The sequence below is a fragment of the Breznakia pachnodae genome (assembly GCF_030814225.1).
Lineage (GTDB): Bacteria > Bacillota_I > Bacilli_A > Erysipelotrichales > Erysipelotrichaceae > Breznakia > Breznakia pachnodae.
Map to the genome: position 1 here is coordinate 651,118 of NZ_JAUSUR010000001.1, position 23,639 is coordinate 674,756.

The window sequence follows — 23,639 nt, forward strand, 5'->3', positions numbered from 1 at the left end:
GTTTTAAATAAAAAATATTTTGTTGATATTTTCGATAATTTATTTTCTTGTAAGCGTTATCATAAAAATATTATAAAAATCCTTTATTTAAAGTGTTTATCGTATATACGGAGTGATTATGATTTTATTTCCATTATAAAAACATCAAAATGAAAGAATTTTACATTTTATATTTTTTACTATTTTCCGAATTTTTATAGTTATTATTTGTAATTATCGTGTTTACACCTTATTCTTTTTATGTTACTCTTTGCTTGTCAAATGATGATTTATTGAGTGGAGGTATTTTATGCAAACACAATCAATACGACTAAAGATTAAATCAATATATCGTGATCTAAGTAAAACGGAAAAATTAATTGCTGACTATGTCCTGGAGGATCCAGGTAAAACAGCTCGTTCTACCATCAATCAGATATCTAATGATTTGAATATTGCCGATTCTACTTTTTTTCAGTTTACCAGAACTCTTGGTTATTCTGGATTTAAAGACTTTAAGCTTGCATTGTTAATGGAAGAACATGATCCTGCAATATCAATTCATGAACACATTCAGAAAAGTGATGATGAAATGACAATGGCAGATAAGGTATTTGATTCTACAGTACAATCGATACTAGATACTAAAAAATTGCTTGATTCTGCATCTTTAAAGAAAGCAGCCACTTTCCTATCAAATGCAAATACAGTAAGTTTCTTTGGTATTGCTGGTTCTGGATTAGTTGCAGGTGATGCATATCATAAATTCTTACGTTCACCAATCAAAGGTCAACATAACTTTGATTATCATATTCAGTTAATGATGGCTTCTCTGCTAACAAAAGAAGACTGTGCATTACTAATATCTCATACGGGACTTACGAAAGAAGCAATTGAGATTGCAAAGATTGTAAAAGAACGTGGTGCCAAACTAATACTAATCACTAGTTACTCAAAATCGCCATTAGCCAAAATGGCAGATGTATTATTTATTTCCGCAGCAGAAGAAACAGAATATCGTTCTGAAGCACTAGCATCTAGAATCTCACAGATGGCAATTATCGATGCATTACTTGTTATTCTAATGTTTCAAAATGAAGATAAAGCAAACGCTTCATTAGATAAAGTTCGAAGTGTAATCAAAAAAGCAAAAGGAGCTTAACAAAAGCACCAACATCCTTCAATTTCTAGGATATTGGTGCTTTTCTTTATCTGCCAAATAATGATCTCTTCTTTTTATAAAAGGGATTTCGATTCTGCGTTGCATTTTTTCCAAAATCATCACTTAATGGAGCCATATCTAATAGTTCTCCCTTATCCAAATATTGTGGTGCAAGACTTCCAATCTTAGGAAAGTCAATATCAGGAGTATCTGTATCAACAATCATTAGATAACTTCCTTCCTCTCCCCTTACCATGTATAGTATATATGCACTTCTTACTGACTTCATTTTAGGAAAGAGTTCTTTTAATGCATCTACTAGTCTTGTAGGATACTTTGCTGGTTCTCCAATCTGTACTTCTGTTGCTTTCTCAATTTTAATCTTGTGTCCTAGCAATGTATTTAATTGCTGAGAGGAGAACATAATATTTTCACTATATGGATTAATCACTACACCACTATAGATTTCATTATTACTTACCATTTCTTTATAATCATTCATCCTTAGCATTAGTGTTTGAATCCCTTTTTCTTTACTCCATTTTCCAATTTCACTCCAATCTGTGAATAATGGTAAGAACGCTCTTCCATCATTATCAGTAAAATGAATAAATTGAATCTTTGTATCTTTCTCTAATGTTATTTTGTTTCCTTCGTTTTCTATTATATTATCTATTTTCACAGGTGATAAAAATACGGCATCTACTACTAGAGCCATAAAATCATTTTCATTTTGTTGATTTGGTTCTTTTAATAACCTTTGCATACTCTCCACCAGTTTTGGATTCTCAACTGGTTTATTTACATCGATTGTTTTATTGTCCATACGTCCCTCCAAGTTATATTTCATTGGTTTAATTATACCAAATTATCATACAACTTGTTTTCCTTAAAACAAAAAATCGAAGTTATTGAACTTCGACCTTGTTTATTTACGATTACGTATTTCAATCAACCCTAGAGCATCTTTTAAAATCTTTTTATTGGTAACATCAATAATCATCCATTTACCACCATTGAAGTAATCATATACCTTATAAACTTCTTTTACTTCATCTGTACAAAACTCTAAAAACAGTTCTGCTTCATCTTTTCTTATTTCAGGAATAACAACCAACAGTTTAAAGTAATCTTTATATGGATATATTGTACATAGATTTCTTCCACTCTTTTTATATTTAATATTCCACCCTTTTAATGAACATCCACTATATTCAAGCTTACGTTTTGTTTTAAACTCTTCTACCAAAGCCTTATCTACCTGATTCCACAAATCAGTATTTATATATTCTGATATTTGGCCCAGTGTTGGTTCATCACCTGGTGGATATGCTTCATACCATTCCATTGCATCACTCCTCATCTTTTACTGTAATCAAATGCTCTAAATATGCGACTTCTCCATCACGAGGACCATAAATACCTGCCGCAAATGGTCCTGTGGTAATTAACTTATGTTTCTTCTGCCATCTAGCTGTAAAATCATCTGCTTTGTATACAGCTGTATTTACCAGTTCATCAAAACTTTCAGCTTCAAATTCTGTAACCAGATATTCTTGTGCTGGTAATACAAAGGTTGTGAATCCAACTACTTCAATATTATCTTCCACCTCAATACCTGCCATATACATGCAGTTCCCTTCTCTTGCAGTTCCTAAGTAGATCGCATTGAATTCTTTTTTTCCCTCTGCTATATGAGGAATATCCTTCATTCTACTTCTTAACTCTTCCCATATGTAGTTAATAGAAGCAACCCCAGTTGCTTCAGAACTCATTAACTCTTCTATTGAAATTTCTTTTTCAATACCAACAAAGTATCGCTCTTCTTCAAACCTTCTTGTAATCTCAATAACAATACCATCAGTGATTAATGGTACGCCTTCATCCATCATTACATAATTTAATAGTAATTCAGGTTTCACAAAATGATTCAAAGGAATCTTATTTTTTCTACATTCATCAGGAGTAACTCCATAAACATCTTTGAACGCTCTTGAGTAATTTGCATGATTAGAAAATTGATATTTTAATGCAATATCAAGAATTCTCTGATTACTCTCCAGTACTTCTTTAGAAGATTGTGCCAGCCTTCTAAGTTTAATATAGTCATTTACTGAAGTCTTGACCAAACGCTTAAACAATCTTTGATAATAGAATGGTGATAGGGCTGCTAAACGAGCCAGTTCTTCTATCTTTATTGTCTCTTGTGTATGTTCTTCAATATAATCTACTGTTGTCTGTATCGCTTCCCATGCATGCATAGTATCACCATCCTTTCATATTTTGTATTGTATACTTATTGAATTGCAATTACCATTTCTGTTAGTAATTCTTCTGCTGGTCGATCTGGATCATTTAAATAATAATAGTAGATTGGTCCAGTTTCTTCATATTCACTTTTATTGACCCAATCCAATAATTCCATTAGGGTTGGATCTTGTTTCATGTAATCACCCTGATCAATTGTCATTACCATCTTTTGAGATGGAAGTTTATTTATCTTGATTGTATCACAATCATCTAATTTCGTCGCAATCTCATATCCCATTTCTATATCTAATGTTTCTAAATCTCGATTATGGAAACAAGTAAATGGTGGACTGCTAATAAACTCACCTTGTTCTTTAAGATACGCTTCAATTTTTTGTAAGGCATCAAGAAATTCGTCATTATACTCTTTCATAAAATCAATTGTTTTTCTAACTGATATTGTGTAATACTCAGCTTTTTGTATTACTGTAATCTTTGCTATTCTCATTGTTACTACCTCCTAACTACACATTACCATATATAAATTATGGAGGCTTATCACTGAATGCTCTATTTTGATAATAATTTTAATTCACCTATTTCTTTTGGCAAATGATCAATTCCTTTAAACTCTGCAACAGCAATTGCAACAATCTTTTCTTTTAGTTTTGGTTCAACTTTTGTGATACACATTTGCCATGCACCACCAATACTCTTACAGTCATCTTCAATCAAAATATTTGGTTGCAGTGACTCAATAATATTTTTATAAGTTTCACCTTTATCTCTAGCAATAAGATACACACCCGGAAAGCCATATCGATTTAATAAATCTGCCATGTGTTGGGCACTCTTATTTTTACGTGATGTACAATAAACAATATTTATATCTTGCTTCGACCAGAAGGTAATCAGTTCTACTGCATTTCCTATTGGAAGATAAGCATTATGATTGTACAAAGAAAATAACGATTTCGATTTTAAAATCGCTCCTTCTGCAAATATTAATACAGTTTCCTTGTCTTTCATATATTCTTGATTTAATGGAATTTTTTTCATAATACCTCAATTAAAAATAGTATAACACAAAAAAGGAAGACACTTATTAGTATCCTCCAGTACTCTTTTCACCTTCCATTAGTTTTACACCTGAGCTAGTTCCAATTCGATTGGCACCTGCTTCAACCATTTCATCTAAGTCTGCTTTAGAACGTACTCCACCAGCAGCTTTGATCAGTGCTTTATCACCAACAGTATCTTTCATTATTTTTACTACTCTTGGGTTTGCACCTGCTGTACTAAATCCTGTACTTGTCTTTACGAAATGTGCATGTGCTTCTACACATAGTTCACTTGCTTTCACAATTTCTTCATCACTCAATAGACAAGTTTCAATAATTACTTTTACGATATTTCCTTTTGCTGCTTCCACAACCATCGCAATATCATTTCTTACTGCATCATAATGTTTTGCTTTTAGTTCACCAATATTCATTACCATATCGATTTCTTTCGCACCATCTTCAATTGCATTTGCACATTCAAACGCTTTTGCTTTACTAGCCATTGCTCCTAGAGGGAATCCAACAACTGTACATACTTTTACGTCTGTTTCTTTCAACTGTTCTTTACAGAATGAAACCCAGTAAGAGTTTACACAAACACTAGCGAAGTCATATTGTTTTGCTTCTTTACATAGTGTTTCAATTTGATCTTGTGTTGCATCTGCTTTTAATAATGTATGATCAATTAATTTATTCATTTTCTCCATTATTTATTTCTCCTTATTTGCTATTTCATTATAACACTAATCAACCGTAAAAAAAGTCCAAGTTCTTGCAAATCAACTGCGCAAGCTTTGGACTATTCATTATTCCTCTACAAGTTCTTCAATATACTTTGTCATTTCTTCAAACGATGTTGCCTGTAAGATTGTCTGTTTGTATTTTGGTGTTGAGAAGATTGCCATAATATCTTTTAGAATCCTCAAGTGTTTCACCTGATCCTCAGCAGCTAATACTAGTATAAGCTTTGCACTTTTTTGTTTTGGAAATAAAATTTCTTTTTCAAAGACAGCCATTGAGAATGCAAGATAATTTACTCCATCTTCCGCTTTCGCATGAGCCAATACCACATCATCAGTAATAAACATGTATGGTCCTAGAAGACGTGTCTGTTGGATAATTTCATCAATATAGCGAGTCTCTATTGCCCCTTCATCAAGCAATGGTTGTGCGGCTACACGAATTGCCTGTTTCCAGTCCATATCATCATCAATAAAGATTAAATCCTCTTCATCCAAAGAATCAATAATTCCTTTACTGTTATCTTTTAACGGATGATATTGAATCGTATTTAAACTATCTACATAACGTTTGATATCTTCTCTTAAAGAAGGAAGTTTATTGTCATCTACATATTTCTTTACTACATCAAAAATATCATCTACACTAATTTGCGTTTTAATTGTTGTACGCATACATTTCTTTAAAATCATAATTCGATCCGCATCCGTTAAGATTGGATGAACCAATAAACTGTTTGGATGATTTTCAATCATTACTGTACTGATTACTACTGTATACTTATCTTTCATTTCTTCAAACTCACTTAAAGAAATTACATCGATTCGATCTGCATATGGAACTAATGCGCTTACTTCACCACGAAGCATATTCCCTGTTGATAATCCATTTGGACATACAATTAGAATATTCATTTCTTCAATGTTCTGGTTTGGTGTTATATAGGCACCAAAGTGTAAGGTAAGATAAGCAATTTCATTATCATTAATAGGAACACCTATTCTTTGTGTAATACATTCAACCGCTTTCTTAGTAATCTCAAACAATTCAGGATATTGAACTTTAATTTCATCAATCAATGGATTTCCCAATTGAATTCCATACCGATACCGATAGAGAGAAGACTTTAAGTGCACAAACAAACTACGTTCTATTTCTGCATTATTATCAAACTCCACACAAGCAATACGACTAAATTCACTAACTAAGTCTTTCGCTATTTCATAAGGTTCCTGATCTTCATCAACATTCATCAAATCAAATGGTAACGCCTGTAATCTTGATCCTAATAAATGTAACGTAAGGTATAGTTTCTCATTTGATCTTAAATGAGAAAACTTTCTATCCACTAACTTATATTCATACGAATCCGTAATTGTATTTTTATCCACATCACTAAAACTAAGTTCTTCTTCACTCTCTTCCATAATCGGAATAAAGTTTGCAAGTGCCTGTAATGTTTCTTCTACATATTTTGTATCTAATGTTTTTTCAATATAATCCAGTTTCTCTAAATTATCTATAATTTTAGATTCATAAGGAACTGGCAGTACTTTCTTACGATAAAACTCTGCTAGTTCAGGAAAGTATAAAAAGTACAATGCTCTACTACGTATTACATTTCCTAAAATCGCATAACCTGATTTTGTTTCGTAGTTTAGTTCTAAATCATATTCTACTAATTTTGAAGCAACTACTTTCAAGTCATTAATAATTGTATTTCTTGATACCTGACAAAAATTCATAAAATCTTCTATAAACAAAGGTCGATCACTTGTGATAATTCCACAAATAATAATCTTCGCTCTTTCACTTGGTGAAAAGAATACATCATTCTGTACGGGCATTTCTTTTAATATCTCACGAATCAAATCTTTCTGTTCCTGCGACAAGAAAATACCCTTGTTTCTTTCCAAGCGTACCTCTTCTATTTTATTTGCTTCTAAAAAATCATTTATCTTACATAAATCATAATATGCACTTCTTTTGGAAATGTTGTTTTCTTTTGCGACATCCGCAATTCTTATGTAGTCTTCACTCATCAATAGCTTGTTGAGTAATTCCTGACAACGCACCTCTAAGTCCATCATCATCTCACCTCTTTAGTTCTCTCTTTATCTCTATTATAAAAAATTGTCTCTTATGTTTTTATTGTAGCCAATGCCTTTTTGAATGTCAAACTATGATTATATTAATATTATTCCTGTATGTAATCGTTGTAGTTCATCATTCACTTCTGTTTTTGTTGGAATTGATAGTTGTCCACCAATTTTTCTAACCGATAGTGATGCAGCCATACTTGATATTTTTAATGTATCAACCAAGCAATATCCTTTATCTAGACAATAAGCAAAAGCTCCATGAAATACATCTCCTGCCCCTGTAGTATCAACTGCATCTGCTTTATATGCAGGCAAATGATAAATACAATTATTCTCTTCATAAAGTAATCCTTGTTCACCCAAAGTAACAACAATAATCCCATCACTAAGTTCTCTAAGTTTTTGAAACACTAATTCCCAAGAATTTTTATCCTTAATATCAACATCAACTTGTGCATATTGATATAAGAAATCCTGTGAGCAAACTAAGTAATCAATCTCTTTTGATAAGATTCTTGTCGCATCACGAAAGCTTCCAGCATCAATAATAGATATTGCATTTGGATACTTCTTTAGTGCCTGCAATGATGCTTCAAGTTCATGTCCATCAACTAAGATAACATTAGGTTCTCTTTGTGGTAATTTGAATTCAATCTCATTTAGTTTTCCTGGATAATTGAACAATGTACGACTACCATTGTTTGTGTTTGTTACAACCATACTTAATGGTGTTTGAAACTTTTCATCTACAACTACACTATCTGTATTTACATTATTATTCTCTAGTTGCTTACGGATTACTTCACCATAAGCATCATTACCTACACGTGCAACTAATGATGTATCTCCACCCCAAATCCCACACAAAGAAGCTGCATTAGTAGCAGGTGCACCAATACATTCAAATTTACTTTCTACTCGATATTTACGATTTTCTTTAATCTCTTCAGAGATTGGAAATGTAATATCATAAACTGCTTGTCCTATGCAATATATACTCATAATTTATCACCAAAATAATTATAGCATCAATCCACTTGTTTTCGATACATACTATTTTATAATCATTCATATAAAAATTTGGGATAACTTTCGTCAATCCCAAATCAATTCTTATTATCATTCTATATAATTTATAATCAATTATTTAACTTGTAAAATTATTTCTATATTTTTGCAAACTTTCAGTTCTCTTCTTTAATTGTTTAGCAAAGTTACTATCTGCTTCATAAACATCTGCAATTATTTTATTATATTTTTCATCTGTAATTGAATTTATTCTTAACATTTCAAAACAGTCGTTTGCAACCATTCTATGTGCATCTGTAACTCCAGTATTTGATAAAATATTAGCAACATAATCCCAACCACTGACTGAACCGATAGATAACATATCATTTGTTAGTTCATTAATCAAGCAATCATGCATTACTGCTTGTGCGTTACTGCTGAAATCTCTAACTATTTTTTTAGCAGCAGCAACTGACTTATATGCCTTATTATAGTTCAATAATAATTCATTCAATCGATTCTTAACTCCCTTGTTTTCAGACATAAAAGATGATACTACTTTATAACCTTTATACACTTGGATTGCTCCTACTAAGTATTTAAGTGCAGAATCATCAGGGATAAATATATTAATATTTTCTAACAACAACTCTATATCTTCTTCAGTCATTCCTAAGTCTATACCAAAGTTATAAATATGAGCAATCAAACGCCACCAAAATTCTTCTGGAATATCATCAAAACTATAATCAGGATCTCCACATCCATCCGTCTCCATTAAATGCATTACCATTGTAGAAAAAATTTCAAAATCATCTTCAGACATATTTTCCCTAAAGTATTCAACCACGTTACCTAAAAATATGGCTGTTGGATCTTGTTTCACGCCTTCAGTATTTCTCATTTCCAAAACACCATCTTTTAATTCAAACATTGTTAATGGTGAATGCTGACGCTTTAGAGTATTATAATCCCCATCCATTAACCAATCCAATAGATTTCCATCACTCTCTGTAAAAAAGATATTTCCTGCTATTGTAGTAAATAGTGGGTTTACATAGTCACTTTGATTTGAATAAGAAAAGATTTTATCCTTATTTTTTTCAATTTGATCCTGATATTGGATTAAGAATCCCTTCCCCATTCCTTGTCCATCAAAAGAATATCCTGCTGTAACATCATCACATAAAATAGTTACAACCTGTGCCTTATTTCCACCTTTTGAATGTCCACTCGCAAATAATTCTGAATCTGGATATACTTGAGCAATCATATTGGTGTAGTTAACAGCATTTTGTTGTTGAGGTGTTGTGATTGTCATCAACAACCCACCCATTGCATTATCATGCCATTCCAGTGATCCAGTACCTTTAAACACAATATACACTTCATTTGTACTGCTGTTAACAAAAGTTACATTCTTTTGAGCATCTTTAACACTTTCAATATCAGCAATTTTGATATTAGAAAAATAAGTTTCATTTTGTTTTACTGTTTTTAATAATGCATCCCACTCTTCTTGTGTTGCAATCATATCATCATTTGGTTTCACTAATAGACCATCATCCACCATCTCAAAAACACTAATATCTGAATTAGATTTATTAATTCCACTTGAATATACTAATGAGTTTAGTATCAACAATACCTCATGAATATTCATCGAACTCTCACTCCATCTTCCAAGTTGTTTGAGGTAAACCAGAAAGATCTTAATGGTTTTTCATCTATTCCATCATTATAAGTAAAATTAGCATTACTCACATCCATAGAATATAATTTTTTAAATTGCTGAATGAGTTGCTCATTTTCATAATACACATCAGTTTTACATATATAAATATTAATACTAAAGTGAACATCATTAGTTGTATTTGTTTTCAATTCCTCATATAAATTTACTATTTCATTTTCTATTTTACTATCTTCAACATCTCCTTCTTTCAGTAAAATTTTTGTAGATATAGTAATTTTATTCTCTTTAGCAATTTCTGACAAAGGAATGTCTTGTTCATATTTTTCTATAGGAACTCCGTCTCCCGTTATGATACTAAAAGCAGTATATTCATATTCACTAAAATTGTTTAGAATCATTGGATCCATCAATTTATTCACTTCGTCTTTATATAACAAATATGTATAATCATCAGTCAATAATTCCTTTTCATTTTCATAGAACCAATTCACAGTAATCTCGTTTTTTAGTTTATCATTTTTTGCAATTACTCGAGCATTTACCTCTTTTGATATTATTGAATTGTAACCTATATCTATCAACTCGAACTCCTGTCCATACTTATTCTCCATGTACTCTATAATTGATACCTCTACTTCATCTAATGTAAAACTTTTATCTTCATTCATGTATCTACATCCTCCTACTATAAATATGCTGAATACAATTATTATTTTCCATTTTTTCATTTCGTTTCCGCCTTTATTCTTATTGATAAACTCTTAATATATATTGTCCAACACTAACTAACGTTACATTCGTCTTGTATAGCAATCACAATGTTGGTTTAGTCAATCCGGTTTTTTGTACTAATTCATAGACATTGATATTTAAATTTTCTTTATTAATACCATTTGAGTAGAGTAATGAATTCAATATCAACAATACTTCCGCTTTACTCATCGTATTGTCACTCCTCTTTTTATATCATTCGTTGTAAAACTAAATGTTTTTAAAATCACCCTATCTGGTTTATTATACGTCAATGACGCATCTCTCCTATCTAAAGAAAACATTTTTTTATATTCTTCTACTAATGGTCGGTTTTCTTCAAAAGTAGTATTATCACATACCAATACACTTACTCCAAACTTCACATCAGAAGTTGTATCTTTTTTTATTTCTTCATATAATCTCAATATTTTTTGTTTTATTTCTTCTTCTTTTTCCAGAGAACTTTCATCTAGTAAAATTATTGTCCAAATATCAATATCATAATTTTTACTAATTTCAGAAAATGAAACTGTTTTATCATACTTTTCAATTGGGATGCTATCTGCTATATTGCTATATGTAATATAATTAACTTCATTAAATTGAATTTTTACCTGTTGATCCATAAAATCATTTAATTCTAACTTGTATATTAGACGGGTATAATTATCATCTATCAGTTCTTCACCATCTTCATAAAACCAATTTACACTAATCTCATTTTTTTGTTCATCACTTTTGTCAATTACACGTGCATTTACCTCTTTTGATATTATTGAATTATATCCAATATCAACCAATTCAAATTTCTGTCCATATTTGGTTTCCACATATTCTATAATTGATATCTCTACCTCGTCTAATGTGAAACTTTTATCTTCATCCATATATCTGCAACCATTAACCATAAGCACACACAATGCTAACATTAGTTTAATTTTCTTCATACATTTCAATTCTTACATTATAAATAATTTATTTTTTAGTATGACTTCTCAAACTAGATACCATCGTCTTATCTAATTCAATATGATCATTAATATAGTTTTCTATTGATTCTGTTAGCTCTGTCATATGATTATAGATTGTTGCTTTTAATGTATACATCTCTTGTACCATGGCTTTTAATTCATTTACTGAATCACCACTACTTTCCCTAAGTAAATCATTGCAGTCAAATTCGGTAATACTTGATACTGAATCTTGAATATTTTTCATTTTGCTTAATGTATCTGTACATATTTTTGTTTTTATTGCTAATTCTTTTCCCATGTTTCCCTCCTAATATAAGATTGAGTCAATTTCATCTATATCTGAAATAAAATCGTTCACTGATTTTCCTAAAAAACTTTTTCCACTTGTTACTTTTATTGATTCATGCCCTTGACTTTTACCACTAACTTTCACTTGTTTCTCAACTACATAAAAAGAACTTAATGGAGCTATCTTATTTTTAATCACTTCTATCATTTCACTATTCTTTAAACCTTCACTATGGATTACAGTTGCGTTACTATAATATTCTTCACAGTAACCAATCAATTCTTTCATGAATTGATTAATAAAATCTTCTGCTTGCTTTAGTTCACTATCCTTTATAATTAATTCACTCATTTTACCCCTCCTAATAGTTAGCTAAACATTTATTTAATTCCCATTGTAAATCATCATGTTGATAATTCAATGAACGTATACTACTCTCAATATCTAAAATCTGATTTTGTAATTGTTCTTTCTTTTTATTCATTCTCCAAATAACATCATCAATATTTTGAATGATTCGATTCCCTTTTTGTCCGTACAAAAAATTCTGCATATATTCAGAATAGTTTTTGGTACCTCCACCTTTTCTTAATGTGTCTTCGTAGTTTGAAATCATACTTCGTTTTCTTGTAATATCACTAACTATTGTATTTTTTCTATTTTCATAGTTAGTGATGAACTGTTGTAAGTCAGCTACTTTTTCCTGATTACTTCTTAATGATGAATAAGAATTATTCAACTGATTTTCAATTTGTGTTAATTGACTTCTAATCTGATATTCTTCCATTATTCCCTCCTAGTATTCTAAAATAAAAAACACCTAAGATAGGTGTTTAAATGGTTATATAATACTACCAAGCAAAACGAAAAATATCACTAAAAAAGTGTTCCCTATCTTCTTTCATTAGTTAAACTGACATTTAACCACTGCCCTGTAGTTTTAGTTGCCCCTCAGTCTGGTGTTTCCATTAATGATATTTTACCAAAAACCAAGTGAAATAACAAATTTTTCAGTTATTAATATGCTTATTTAGCTCATAATATTCGTCCTATTTCACTTTCAGTACAATTAATTACATCTTTTAGTGTTCCTTGAATAATTACTTCTCCACCATGTTGACCACCTGATGGACCCAAGTCGATAATCCAATCGCTGTTTCTTATGATATCTGTGTTATGTTCTACAATTACTACCGTATTTCCATTGCTTGTAAGTTTACGAAACATGGATAATAGATTTTGAATATCTTCAAAGTGAAGTCCGGTTGTTGGTTCATCAAATAAGAATAATGTATTAGATGCATCCTTCATACTTAATTGAACTGCTAGTTTGATTCGTTGCGATTCTCCCCCAGATAATGTGGAAGAACTTTGACCAAGTTTTAAATAACCTAAACCAACATCATTTAATAGAGTAAAGATAGTTTTTAGTTTCTTGTTATCGCTAAAGAATGGTAATGCTTCTTTTACACTCATTTTTAATACTTCATGAATATTCTTCCCTTTATACTTTATCTTCAGTACCGAATCATTGTATCCACTTCCCTTACACACTGGACATACCGTTGAGAAGTTAAAGAGGTCATTATCTGCCGTTTTAGTGCCTTCTCCTTTACATGTTCCACATTGTCCATCTTTACTGTTAAAACTAAAGTGACTACTGCTATATCCTGCTTGTTTCGCTTTATCTTGCTTCGCAAATAAACTACGTATTTCATCCATAGCTCCAGTATAAGTTGCAGGATTCGAACGTGATGATCTACCTATTGAACCTTGCGAAATCCATACCACTTGATCAAACTGTGTTCCAGTATTTAATACATCATGAATTCCATATTTCATTAACGTACTCTTTCCACTTCCACTAACTCCGCTAATGCATGTCAATGCTTCTTTTGGAAATCGAATGCTAATATTTTTTAAATTATGTTCATGGATTCCATCAATTGTAATCCACTCCAGATTATCTATATTTATTTTCGGTGAAGTAACTTGTTCTCTACCACTGAGGTAAGCACCACTTTTAGATTTCTTTGAATTCATAATTTCTTTTGGTGTTCCCTCAGCTACTACATACCCACCAGTTTCTCCTGCTGATGGACCTACATCAATGATATAGTCTGCACCTAAAATCATGTCTTTATTATGTTCTACCAGAATAACAGTATTTCCATTATCACGAAGTTCTTCAATAATCTGGATTAACTTCTTATAGTCACTTGCATGCAGTCCACTTGATGGTTCATCAAGAATATATAAGATATTAGATATTCCACTCCCTAACTGTGTTACCAAACGTAATCTCTGTAGTTCTCCTCCTGATAAAGTTGTGACACTACGATTCATTTTCAAATATCCCAATCCCACTTTTATATTGAGTGATATTTTCTTATGAATCTCTTTTAGTAGAGGCGTTGTTAATTCTCTTTCTAAACCCGTTAGCTGATTTCTTAATATATCAATCCAAGATAACAAAGACTCAAAACTCATGTTTTGTACTTCTGGATATCGAATTCCTGCGATTGAAACTAGTCTTGCTTCTTTTGATAATCTCTCTCCATGACAGGAAGGGCATTCCTGTTCACTCATATATTGCTCTGCAATCTTCATTGCCGTTTCTCTTGAACTCGATTTATATAAACGTTTAATAATATGATAAGCACCTTCTACTTTTCTTGATATATCTCCACTTCTTCCATTTTTATTTTCATAGTGAAATACTACTTCTTCATCTGTTCCATAAATTGCTTTCTTTTTGAAATCATCGCTTAGTTCATTCCATGGTTTTTCTAGATCTTCATTTAGTTTTAATGCTAAACCTAGTACTTCCCCTTTCATCCAGTTTGCATTTGGATTCTTAAGAAATTTACGTAAGTTACCCCAGAATGGTGATGCACCATCTAGAATAGATTTAGATGGATCACTAATAATTGATTCATTACTAATTTCAAACATCTTTCCACTACCATTACAGCGTGGACATGCACTTTCTGCATTATTGAAACTAAAGGTTGATGGTGTCATTTCAAAAAACATATGCTCACAGTGATGACACATTTGTGTTGTTTGAAAAGTAACTTCATCTGTATCATTAAATAAAATATTAATTGCACCTTTTGAATATGCTAATGCTTCTTTAGTTGTTTCTTTTATATTGTCTATAAATTTAATATAGGATTCATTCGATGGTTCTAGTATTATAAACTCACCAAATGATTTTTCCTTATCAAAAGAGAATATATTTATTTTTGTATCTGTTTTGCATTGTTTTATAATATCTACTATTTCTTCAAGTGTATTTGTTTTAACTTCATTACCACACACTGGACAATGACGAGTTCCGATGTTGCTGTAAAGTGTTCTTAATAATCCATCAAGATTACTTAATGTACCTACGGTAGAACGTGGATTTCGATTCTTGTTTTGTTGAGCAATTGCAATTGCTGGAGGTAATCCATATATATAATCTACATCAGGTCTACCTAATTGTTTTGTTCCTCGTTCCTGGAATGTCATATTCTCCAGAAAACGATGTTGGCTTTCTGCGAATATTGTATCAAAAGCAAGCGATGACTTCCCACTTCCACTCACACCAATAATTGCTGTTATTTTCTGATATGGAATATTTACATCAATTCCTTTCAAATTATTTTGCCTCGCCCCAATAATTTCTATCATGTCTTTTCTAACATGATTACCTACTGTTTCTTTATATTCATCATTCGTTACTTCAATTGTTTCATTTTGATAGTTAAGCAATGCCTCTCTACCTGATGATTTCATATCTACAAGAGTTTCACTAATATTCTCTCTAGTATCATCCAACCACATTGGCCAATGACTTAACCAATAAGGCACTTCAGGTTGGTCCACAAAATCATTTTCACTATTATAAATACCTAAGGTTAAAATCGGTGTCTTATCAAATGCATCTAATTTAGATACTTCAATTCGATTTTGATGTTCATCATAACCCAGTATCTTTGCAGTCGTTAGTGCTAATGGGTTGATTCGAACGGGTGATCGAGTGGCAAATATACCAGTACGTGGCGCATTCTCATATGGTGGTGTTCCTTCCAGGTTTCTTCGATAAATAGGTTTTTCAAATTTATGAAACCACCAATATATTTTCAGATGAGAACCTTGTTTAAGAAATTGGGTAATGCTAGCTAAATCTTCATTAAATCTAAGATAGCATCTACCTTCTTCTTTTTCTATCTTTCCAATAAATTGATCATTACGATAAATATCGTTTGTGCCATCACCAGTATAAACAGAATCCTTTACTCTGTCTTCGCAAGGAAAATAAGGTTTCATATCATAGATTGTGATATCTCTTTGAATTGTATGTTCTTCAATATAGATTTTACTATCTTCTTCATCTATCTCTTTTATTTGTAATACTGTAGATGATAAACTTTTATCAAATACATCAATATTTTCATCACCATAAAATACAATTATATGGGAGAATAATGATAGATATTTTAAACCCTTTTTATACTTATCCTCTAACTGAATATATTGATTATTTACTTCTAGTTCTCCGATTTTGATTAATTCATATACGTTATGCATAACTCACACCTCCACCTTGACCATAAACCCTCTCACCATGTGAGTGTCAATATCAAAATTAAAAAAATGAAACCTATCGTCTCATTCTTTTGAACTATTTAAATACTCTTTTATTTCTTCTTCATTCAACATACGAATTTGTATGCCTTCAAAATCTTTATACACTTCTTTTTGATAGAGAGGTTTTCCCGTACTACTTCTATCTTTATGTTGTTGTAAATAAGCATCTACATCAGCTTTTGATTGAAATATCTTATAGGATTTTCTTCCTTTGTCATTAACAATCTCATAAATCCCACAACTCGTTCTAGTTGTAACATCTGCAGTTCTCAAATATAGTTTTGCGATATCTAATGACTTAAATGGAAAGTTCCATCTTTGCAGTCCTCGTTTATCATCTTTCGCTATACAGATACATCTTCCACATGTACTACAAATATACTGTGTATGACTTTTTAAACAATCTTCTTTATTCAATAATGGTGTCGCACGATTATCTGTACTATAACACTCCTTACATTCACACATATAACCACATCCTTCTATTTGTATTATATAGGAAAAAGTTCAAAAACTAAACTTGCTTCTTTACTGGTATCTGTACTTCTGTAAGATAGTTATCAGGATCACTTTCATTATCCGGTCCTTTGTGCGAGATTTGTCTTGTGCATCCATCCATCTGATATTCAGGATGTTTATCCAACCAAAGGGCAAAACTATAGTATGCTTTTGAAATATTGCTGAACGGACCATATACCATTACACAAGCCATCAATTCTACTGGTTCACTGTCACGATATACAAACCCATCTTTGTCTTCTTTTTTCTTTTTTACTACAACTGCAATTTCAATATCATAATCTTTTTCTCGATATTCTGTATCATAATAAATAGAAAGATTATTGTATGCAGAGTTTACAACTTCTACATGTTCCTTCTGCATAAATTCAGCCATCTTTTGCCACATACTTCCTTCATCAAAATAACTAGGAACGATTGTACGATAAGAAAGGATTGGATAAGAAGGGATACTTTTAAATGTAACTTTGTAGTGATCAGAATAATGTTCACTGTTAACATCCTGTTTCATCCATTGAATCTTTTGTATTGTCTTTTGTTTTTGAGTAATTTCCTCTGCAATTTCTTTTTCCTTTTTATTCAGATAATCTACCATATCTTCTGCTTTATCCGTTGCCAATATCTGCTTGATTTCTGCTACCTGAAACTGTGCATCTCTCAACATTACAATCTTTTGTAATGTCTCAATCTGATTTACATCATATAAACGATATCCATTCTCATCAATTCTCGCTGGAGATAACAAACCTTGTTCATCATAGTAGCGAAGCATCCGAATAGATACCATTGTAAGTTTTGAAAATTCTCCTATTTTAAACATAAATGACCTCACTACTTCTAGTATATATCGACTATTTTTACACTTCAAGAAAAAAGAAGAAGCACTTATTCTTCCTCAGCTTCTTCTTCAGATTCTCTTTTTGAAATAATATGTTCTTCAATTGCTTTCAATCTTTGTTTCATCTGCTTTTTATTAGAATTTGATTTCAATTTATGAAATAAACTTGTAGTAGATTTACTACTATCTACTGTTTCTTCATAGGTAACTTCTATCTGTTCGTCAGATATTGGATTAATTGTATGTCCGATGTACTGGAAACCATCTGGAACTTCCATCTGTAAACGATACACTTTTCCATATTCAAACTCTACTATTTCTTTTTTAGAAACAAAATCTCCACTCTTAAGTTTATATGTTTGGCGATACTTTAAACCTTTCTTAATATCTGAGGGTTGGATTTTCTTCTTCATACTCTTTGGTAATTCATCAAGCAAATGTTCTGTAATGAAATCAAAGTATTCACTACTAGAAATATTCATTTTTACTTTAACAATCATTATGCTGCCTTATTGAACGCCAAACAAGCTGCACCAATCAAACCACTGTCTTCATTTAGGTTCGACTTAACTACACGTACATATGGATCCATTCCTGGATATACTTTTGCTTTTGTACGTTTTTCTACTTCTTCCACAAAGCCATCAATCTTTAATGCAACACTTCCACCTAAAATAAAGATTTCAGGATCCACTAGCGCAAAGATTGCTGCTAATGTATTTGCAAGATATTCTTTTGCATCATCCATAATTGCCTGTGCTTCACTACTACCTTTTAAAGCCAAGTCATTTACTTCACCTGCATGCTCTACTTCAAGTCCAGCAGCTTGCGCACGTTTCGTGATAGCTGTACCACTTGAAATCGCTTCAATTCCTCCAGGTGATAATTTCCCATGACTAGGTCCACCTTTCCACATAATCATATTTGCGATTTCATTCGCATAACCATGTGCACCTTGGTAGATTTTCTTATCAACTACAAACCCTGATCCAAGACCTGTAGATACTGTTAAGAACTGTACATAACGTAAATCTTTCCCCTGTCCAATTGTTGCTTCTGCTAGCGCTGCCAGATTTGCATCATTTTCTAAGAATGCTGGTAATCCAGTTACTTTAGATAACTCTTCAACGATTGGGAAGTTTGTCCATCCCCCATGTAGGTTTGGTGTGTTTAATACTACACCATGTAATAAATCTAATGGTCCAGGACATGATACTCCAATCCCTACAATTTCCTTATCAAATAAGTTAATCGCATCTTTAATTTTTTGTAATGTTACATGTGGATTATGAGCATCTGTATCAAATTGTACACGTTCTACTAAGTGATATTCTTCATCAATTAGTGCGACACGTGTATTCGTTCCACCAATATCAATTCCAATTGCATATTTCATCTTAATTCTCCTTTTCCAATGCCGTTACTTATATTAAACCATATATAAGAGATAATTGAAAAACTATTTTTACCACTTTATGGAAATAACCTTAATAATCGCAACTTTTTTGCTTAATCAATGATATGAATGTTCTTTATCTTGCGAATTTCTTTTGGTAATTCATCTGTATAAATTTCACATTCATCCATATCAAACGCTTTTCCTGCAAACACATTATAGAATTTGCTTTCATCTGCAATCACAACATAACGAAGTGACTGACGTTTGAGTTGACGTTCATAAATTGCCTGTTCGATCGTTGGGTACGTAATTCCATGTACCTTATCAATCCCTCCACATCCAACAAACGCAATATCAAAGTTCATTGTTTTGATCATTTCTTTGGCTAAAGAATCAAAACATGCAAGAGAAGTTTTGGTAATTGTACCTCCAATTTTTATTACATTATAATCAAAATCCTGAAATGGAGTGAAATTAACATAATTGGTAACAATCGTTACTTCCTTATTTATAAAGGGAATCATCTCCATAATCGTTGTTGATGAATCCAGATACACAACATCCCCATTCTTAATCATTGATGCTGCATACTTTGCAAGTCGAATTTTATTATCGATATTATGCATTTTCTTTGTCGCAAATACATCTTCATAACTACTACGTTTCAACATTACATCGCCACCATGAAACATAATAATTCTGTTTTCCGCTTCAAGAAACTTTAAGTCTCGTCGAATCGTTGATGCACTTACCTTAGGAAATACATTTAAAAACTGTTCTATTGTATAGACATCATTCTTTAATAAAATATCCAATATCTTCGCTTGTCTTTCGTACGCTAACATAACATTTCCTCCAAGTTATTAGAATCCGTTGTTTTCGCTCACCTGTTTATACCAGTATCCTGATTTTTTTATTGTTCGTTTCTGCGTTTCTAAATCAACAGCAATGAATCCATAACGATTCTTATAGGCATTGTTCCAAGACCAACAGTCATATCCAGTCCAAGCATGATAACCAAAACAATTACTTCCTTCTTCCATCGCCTTGTGTAGCCACTGTAAATGCTCTTTATAAAAATCAATTCGATAGTCATCATTGATCTTTCCATCTTTATCAATGTACTGTTCTTCGCCTTCAACACCCATTCCATTCTCAGAAATAAACCATGGTGTGTTCGGATACTTATCTCGCATTGATATTGCAATATCATACATTGCTTTAGGATAGATTTCCCATCCACGATATGGATTGATTCTCTTTTCAGACCAATCGTACTCTTCAAAGTAAATATCTGGCATCCATTGTTTTTGAAGTTCTTGAGGAAGTTTATCAGTTCTTGCTTTTACTCGTTTTGGATGATAGTAGTTTACACCAAGGAAATCAACTGTATTCTTCCTTATTAACTGTGCATCTCCTACTTCACTCTTCCACAAGACACCATCTTTTTCTAACACTTCCACAAGTTTTTTTGGAAACTCACCATTGATTGCTGTTTCCACAAAAACATTGTTGAAGAAGTCATCCACAAATTCACTTGCTTCTTTATCATCTTTGCTTTCTGTTGCTGGGTATGCAGGGGTAAGATTTAAGATTGTACAAATCTCTCCACCATTCTTTCCAACCTTGCTATTTCTAAATACTTCAATTGTCTTTGCCGTTGTTAGTACCTGATGATACATAATCTGTACTGCTTTTTCACCTTCACCAATACGATTTGGATAATGAAATCCATACATATAACCAGCTTCAGGTACTACCATTGGTTCATTGAATACTGCCCAGTACTTTACACGATCACCAAATAAATCAAAGGCAATCTGTGCATACTTTACAAACAAATCGACTACTTCTCTTGAACACCATCCATCATATTGTTGCTGAAGTTCAATTGGCATATCGAAATGATATAAATTGATGACTGGCTCAATACCTGCTTTTAGAAACTCATCAATAACATTATCATAAAACTTTTTTCCTTCTTTATCAATCTCTCCAGTATATAAATCTTTTATTAAGCGTGTCCACTGAATACTTGTACGAAAAGAATTCATTCCAACTTCTTTTAAAAGACGAATATCCTCTTTGTAAGTCTCATAAAAATTACTTGCAGTAAATGGTCCCACTCCACCAAAAAATTCTTCTTTTGATGTTTCATACCAGTAATCCATAATGTTTTTATGCGCTTTGTTATGAAACCCCTCACTTTGTGGTCCTGAAGTTGCTGCACCCCACCAAAAATTCTCTGGGAACTTATATTCTTTCATTTTCTTGTCTCCTATTTATCAATTAATGATTTATTAATATCCTCAAATTCAAATTCTCCGCTTTGAATCATGTCCTTATAAAAATATGCTGACTTCTTTAATTTACGTTGTCGATTATTTTCTAAATCAATTTCAATTAAGCCATAACGATTCTTAAATGCATTTAAAGGAGAACAGTTGTCCATTCCTGCAAATAACCAATATCCCTTACAGTTGCATCCTTCTTCTACCGCTTTTAATAACCATGCCAAATGTTCTTTGATATAGTTTATACGATAATCATCAACAATCATTCCTGCTTCATCACGATAGATTTCTTCATTTTCTACGCCCATCCCTGACTCTGCAACAACCCATTCAATATTTCCATATTCATCACGAATCCGTAAAGCAGCATCGTAAAGTGCCTTTGGATAAATTTCCCATCCACGATATGGATTCATTCGTTTCCCAGGCATATCCCATTCACTGTAGTATTTCTTTAAATGGAAGTTTTCACTATTCCACACATACTCTGCTTCCTTCACCCGAAGTGGCTGATAATAATTTAACCCAAGAATATCAATCGTGTTTTGTCTGATGATTTCAAAATCTGCTTCTTCATAATCAAACATACAATTTTCTTTCTTTAAAATATCTAGTAATAGTTTTGGATATTCGCCCTTGATAGCTGTATCCATAAAGGCACCCCAATATAGAGAATCTGCAATTTCTTTTGCTTTCTTATCTTGTGGGTTTGCATCACTACGTGCGTAGATGAATGCAGGGTTGATAATCATTCCAATCTTTCCATCCAGATTTAGTTCACGATAACATGCAATTGCCTTTGCACTCGCTACGATTTTCCCATGAATCCAATTCATTGCATGCTTTGTATCATTACCATATGGCCACCAGAATCCATCCATAAAACATAGTTGTGGAATTACAATTGGTTCATTGAACGTATAGAACTGCTTTACCATATGACCATAACGAGTAAATACTTCCTTTGCATACTTCACATACATATCTACTACTTTTCTAGATGCATAACCATCATAGTGTTCATAATAGTATGCTGGCAGTTCCCAGTGCTCTAAACAGATAATTGGTTCAATTCCATTATCTAAATAGCACTGAATAACATTATGATAGTGTGTCGCTTCTTCTTCATTCACCTCTCCAGTTTCAAAGTCTTTGATAAATCTTGACCAGTCTGGATTAAAACGGATTTGTTTACAACCTGTTTCTTTTAATAATTTAATATCTTCTTCATAACGCTCATAATGTTCGCACGCTTTGGTAGGTCCATAACCATTAAACCAGCGTTCTGGATATGCACGATACATTAAGTCTGGAAAGTGCAAATGTCCTTCCAGCTTATTACTTCCACCTTCTACCTGCCATGCAGGCATATTTGCTCCTATTTTAAAATCTTTTGGAATCTTATAATTCATTATTTCTCTCCTACTAATTTATACTGAACGCTTGTTTTATTCACAAGATCGTATAATGTTGATTTATTCATCAGCACCAATACTACATTGATAAACAGGATTATCCATAATCCATCTGAAATAATTGCTGCACTACCACCAATCAGTGATGCAATCAGATAAGAAACAACACCACATGGATTAATAATAATTAACTTTAGTAATCCTCTAACCAATACCGTTGATACGCGAAATGGTACAATTTCTGTCTTTAATATTTTCTTTGAAATACTCTGTCCACCAAAACAAAGAGGAATCAGCAATTCATATACAAGTAGTGCACCAATGTAAATCAGAAGAAATGATTGTTTCCCCATAATCTGGGTAAATATTTCACCATACGCACTAATGTCTCCACTAAATGCAGTATGCTTCTCTACCAAGAAGAAATACACCAAAATCATGACATACATTAATAAGTACCAAATCACATAGTCAATCACAAACCCAATTGCGCGTGTTGTCTTTATACTTCTCAT

General features: G+C 32.0%; 25 protein-coding genes. 1 reads left to right on the forward strand and 24 read right to left on the reverse strand.

Annotated elements, in window-relative coordinates; translation table 11 throughout:
* Positions 1-289 precede the first annotated feature (289 nt).
* Positions 290-1,141, forward strand: a complete 852-nt coding sequence (locus J2S15_RS03075) for a MurR/RpiR family transcriptional regulator (protein WP_307405371.1) — start codon at positions 290-292, stop codon at positions 1,139-1,141.
* A 46-nt stretch (positions 1,142-1,187) separates the two neighbouring features.
* Here the strand turns inward: J2S15_RS03075 and J2S15_RS03080 are convergent, their stop codons facing one another.
* From J2S15_RS03080 to J2S15_RS03195, 24 genes are all read right to left on the reverse strand, one after another.
* Positions 1,188-1,967, reverse strand: a complete 780-nt coding sequence (locus J2S15_RS03080; RefSeq protein ID WP_307405372.1) for an enhanced serine sensitivity protein SseB — start codon at positions 1,965-1,967, stop codon at positions 1,188-1,190.
* A gap of 102 nt (positions 1,968-2,069) precedes the next feature.
* Positions 2,070-2,489 carry a DUF3788 domain-containing protein gene (locus J2S15_RS03085; protein WP_307405373.1) on the reverse strand — a complete coding sequence of 140 codons (420 nt, stop codon included), beginning with the start codon at positions 2,487-2,489 and terminating at the stop codon, positions 2,070-2,072.
* Positions 2,490-2,493: 4 nt separating this feature from the next.
* Positions 2,494-3,402 (reverse strand): AraC family transcriptional regulator, encoded by a 909-nt coding sequence (locus J2S15_RS03090; RefSeq protein WP_307405374.1) that lies wholly within the window; start codon positions 3,400-3,402, stop codon positions 2,494-2,496.
* A gap of 35 nt (positions 3,403-3,437) precedes the next feature.
* Positions 3,438-3,899: a GyrI-like domain-containing protein gene (locus J2S15_RS03095; RefSeq protein ID WP_307405375.1), complete on the reverse strand. Its 462-nt coding sequence runs from the start codon at positions 3,897-3,899 to the stop codon at positions 3,438-3,440.
* Between the two features lie 62 nt (positions 3,900-3,961).
* Positions 3,962-4,450 (reverse strand): hypothetical protein, encoded by a 489-nt coding sequence (locus J2S15_RS03100; protein WP_307405376.1) that lies wholly within the window; start codon positions 4,448-4,450, stop codon positions 3,962-3,964.
* Between the two features lie 46 nt (positions 4,451-4,496).
* A complete protein-coding gene (gene deoC, locus J2S15_RS03105; protein ID WP_307405378.1) occupies positions 4,497-5,162 on the reverse strand; it encodes a deoxyribose-phosphate aldolase in 666 nt (221 codons plus the stop codon).
* Positions 5,163-5,261: 99 nt separating this feature from the next.
* Positions 5,262-7,286, reverse strand: coding sequence for a BglG family transcription antiterminator (locus J2S15_RS03110; protein ID WP_307405379.1), 2,025 nt, complete (start codon positions 7,284-7,286; stop codon positions 5,262-5,264).
* A 96-nt stretch (positions 7,287-7,382) separates the two neighbouring features.
* Positions 7,383-8,300 carry a carbohydrate kinase family protein gene (locus J2S15_RS03115; RefSeq protein WP_307405380.1) on the reverse strand — a complete coding sequence of 306 codons (918 nt, stop codon included), beginning with the start codon at positions 8,298-8,300 and terminating at the stop codon, positions 7,383-7,385.
* Between the two features lie 145 nt (positions 8,301-8,445).
* Positions 8,446-9,972 (reverse strand): Mbeg1-like protein, encoded by a 1,527-nt coding sequence (locus tag J2S15_RS03120; RefSeq protein WP_307405382.1) that lies wholly within the window; start codon positions 9,970-9,972, stop codon positions 8,446-8,448.
* Complete coding sequence (locus tag J2S15_RS03125) at positions 9,969-10,733, reverse strand: hypothetical protein (RefSeq protein WP_307405384.1); 765 nt, start codon at positions 10,731-10,733, stop codon at positions 9,969-9,971. The genes J2S15_RS03120 and J2S15_RS03125 overlap by 4 nt, the downstream gene beginning before the upstream one ends.
* 85 nt (positions 10,734-10,818) lie before the next feature.
* Positions 10,819-10,947 carry a hypothetical protein gene (locus J2S15_RS03130; protein ID WP_307405387.1) on the reverse strand — a complete coding sequence of 43 codons (129 nt, stop codon included), beginning with the start codon at positions 10,945-10,947 and terminating at the stop codon, positions 10,819-10,821.
* Positions 10,944-11,705 carry a hypothetical protein gene (locus tag J2S15_RS03135; protein WP_307405389.1) on the reverse strand — a complete coding sequence of 254 codons (762 nt, stop codon included), beginning with the start codon at positions 11,703-11,705 and terminating at the stop codon, positions 10,944-10,946. Before J2S15_RS03135 ends, J2S15_RS03130 begins: the two co-directional genes overlap by 4 nt.
* A gap of 28 nt (positions 11,706-11,733) precedes the next feature.
* Positions 11,734-12,030, reverse strand: coding sequence for a hypothetical protein (locus tag J2S15_RS03140; RefSeq protein WP_307405391.1), 297 nt, complete (start codon positions 12,028-12,030; stop codon positions 11,734-11,736).
* 9 nt (positions 12,031-12,039) lie between these two features.
* Complete coding sequence (locus J2S15_RS03145) at positions 12,040-12,372, reverse strand: hypothetical protein (protein WP_307405393.1); 333 nt, start codon at positions 12,370-12,372, stop codon at positions 12,040-12,042.
* Positions 12,373-12,382: 10 nt separating this feature from the next.
* Positions 12,383-12,808, reverse strand: coding sequence for a coiled-coil domain-containing protein (locus J2S15_RS03150; RefSeq protein ID WP_307405395.1), 426 nt, complete (start codon positions 12,806-12,808; stop codon positions 12,383-12,385).
* A 248-nt stretch (positions 12,809-13,056) separates the two neighbouring features.
* The gene (uvrA, locus tag J2S15_RS03155) at positions 13,057-16,599 is read right to left on the reverse strand and encodes an excinuclease ABC subunit UvrA (RefSeq protein WP_307405397.1); all 3,543 of its coding nucleotides are present in this window, start codon (positions 16,597-16,599) and stop codon (positions 13,057-13,059) included.
* A gap of 81 nt (positions 16,600-16,680) precedes the next feature.
* Positions 16,681-17,127 carry a hypothetical protein gene (locus tag J2S15_RS03160; protein WP_307405398.1) on the reverse strand — a complete coding sequence of 149 codons (447 nt, stop codon included), beginning with the start codon at positions 17,125-17,127 and terminating at the stop codon, positions 16,681-16,683.
* 46 nt (positions 17,128-17,173) lie between these two features.
* Complete coding sequence (locus tag J2S15_RS03165) at positions 17,174-17,998, reverse strand: MerR family transcriptional regulator (protein WP_307405400.1); 825 nt, start codon at positions 17,996-17,998, stop codon at positions 17,174-17,176.
* Between the two features lie 65 nt (positions 17,999-18,063).
* A complete protein-coding gene (locus J2S15_RS03170; protein ID WP_307405402.1) occupies positions 18,064-18,516 on the reverse strand; it encodes a DUF3284 domain-containing protein in 453 nt (150 codons plus the stop codon).
* Positions 18,516-19,412 (reverse strand): ROK family protein, encoded by an 897-nt coding sequence (locus J2S15_RS03175; RefSeq protein ID WP_307405405.1) that lies wholly within the window; start codon positions 19,410-19,412, stop codon positions 18,516-18,518. Before J2S15_RS03175 ends, J2S15_RS03170 begins: the two co-directional genes overlap by 1 nt.
* Positions 19,413-19,525: 113 nt before the next feature.
* Entirely contained in the window at positions 19,526-20,260 is a 735-nt protein-coding gene (locus J2S15_RS03180) for a DeoR/GlpR family DNA-binding transcription regulator (protein WP_307405407.1), read from the reverse strand.
* 18 nt (positions 20,261-20,278) lie between these two features.
* Entirely contained in the window at positions 20,279-21,682 is a 1,404-nt protein-coding gene (locus tag J2S15_RS03185) for a glycoside hydrolase family 1 protein (protein WP_307405409.1), read from the reverse strand.
* A gap of 11 nt (positions 21,683-21,693) precedes the next feature.
* A complete protein-coding gene (locus J2S15_RS03190; RefSeq protein ID WP_307405411.1) occupies positions 21,694-23,121 on the reverse strand; it encodes a glycoside hydrolase family 1 protein in 1,428 nt (475 codons plus the stop codon).
* Complete coding sequence (locus J2S15_RS03195) at positions 23,121-23,639, reverse strand: RDD family protein (RefSeq protein WP_307405413.1); 519 nt, start codon at positions 23,637-23,639, stop codon at positions 23,121-23,123. Before J2S15_RS03195 ends, J2S15_RS03190 begins: the two co-directional genes overlap by 1 nt.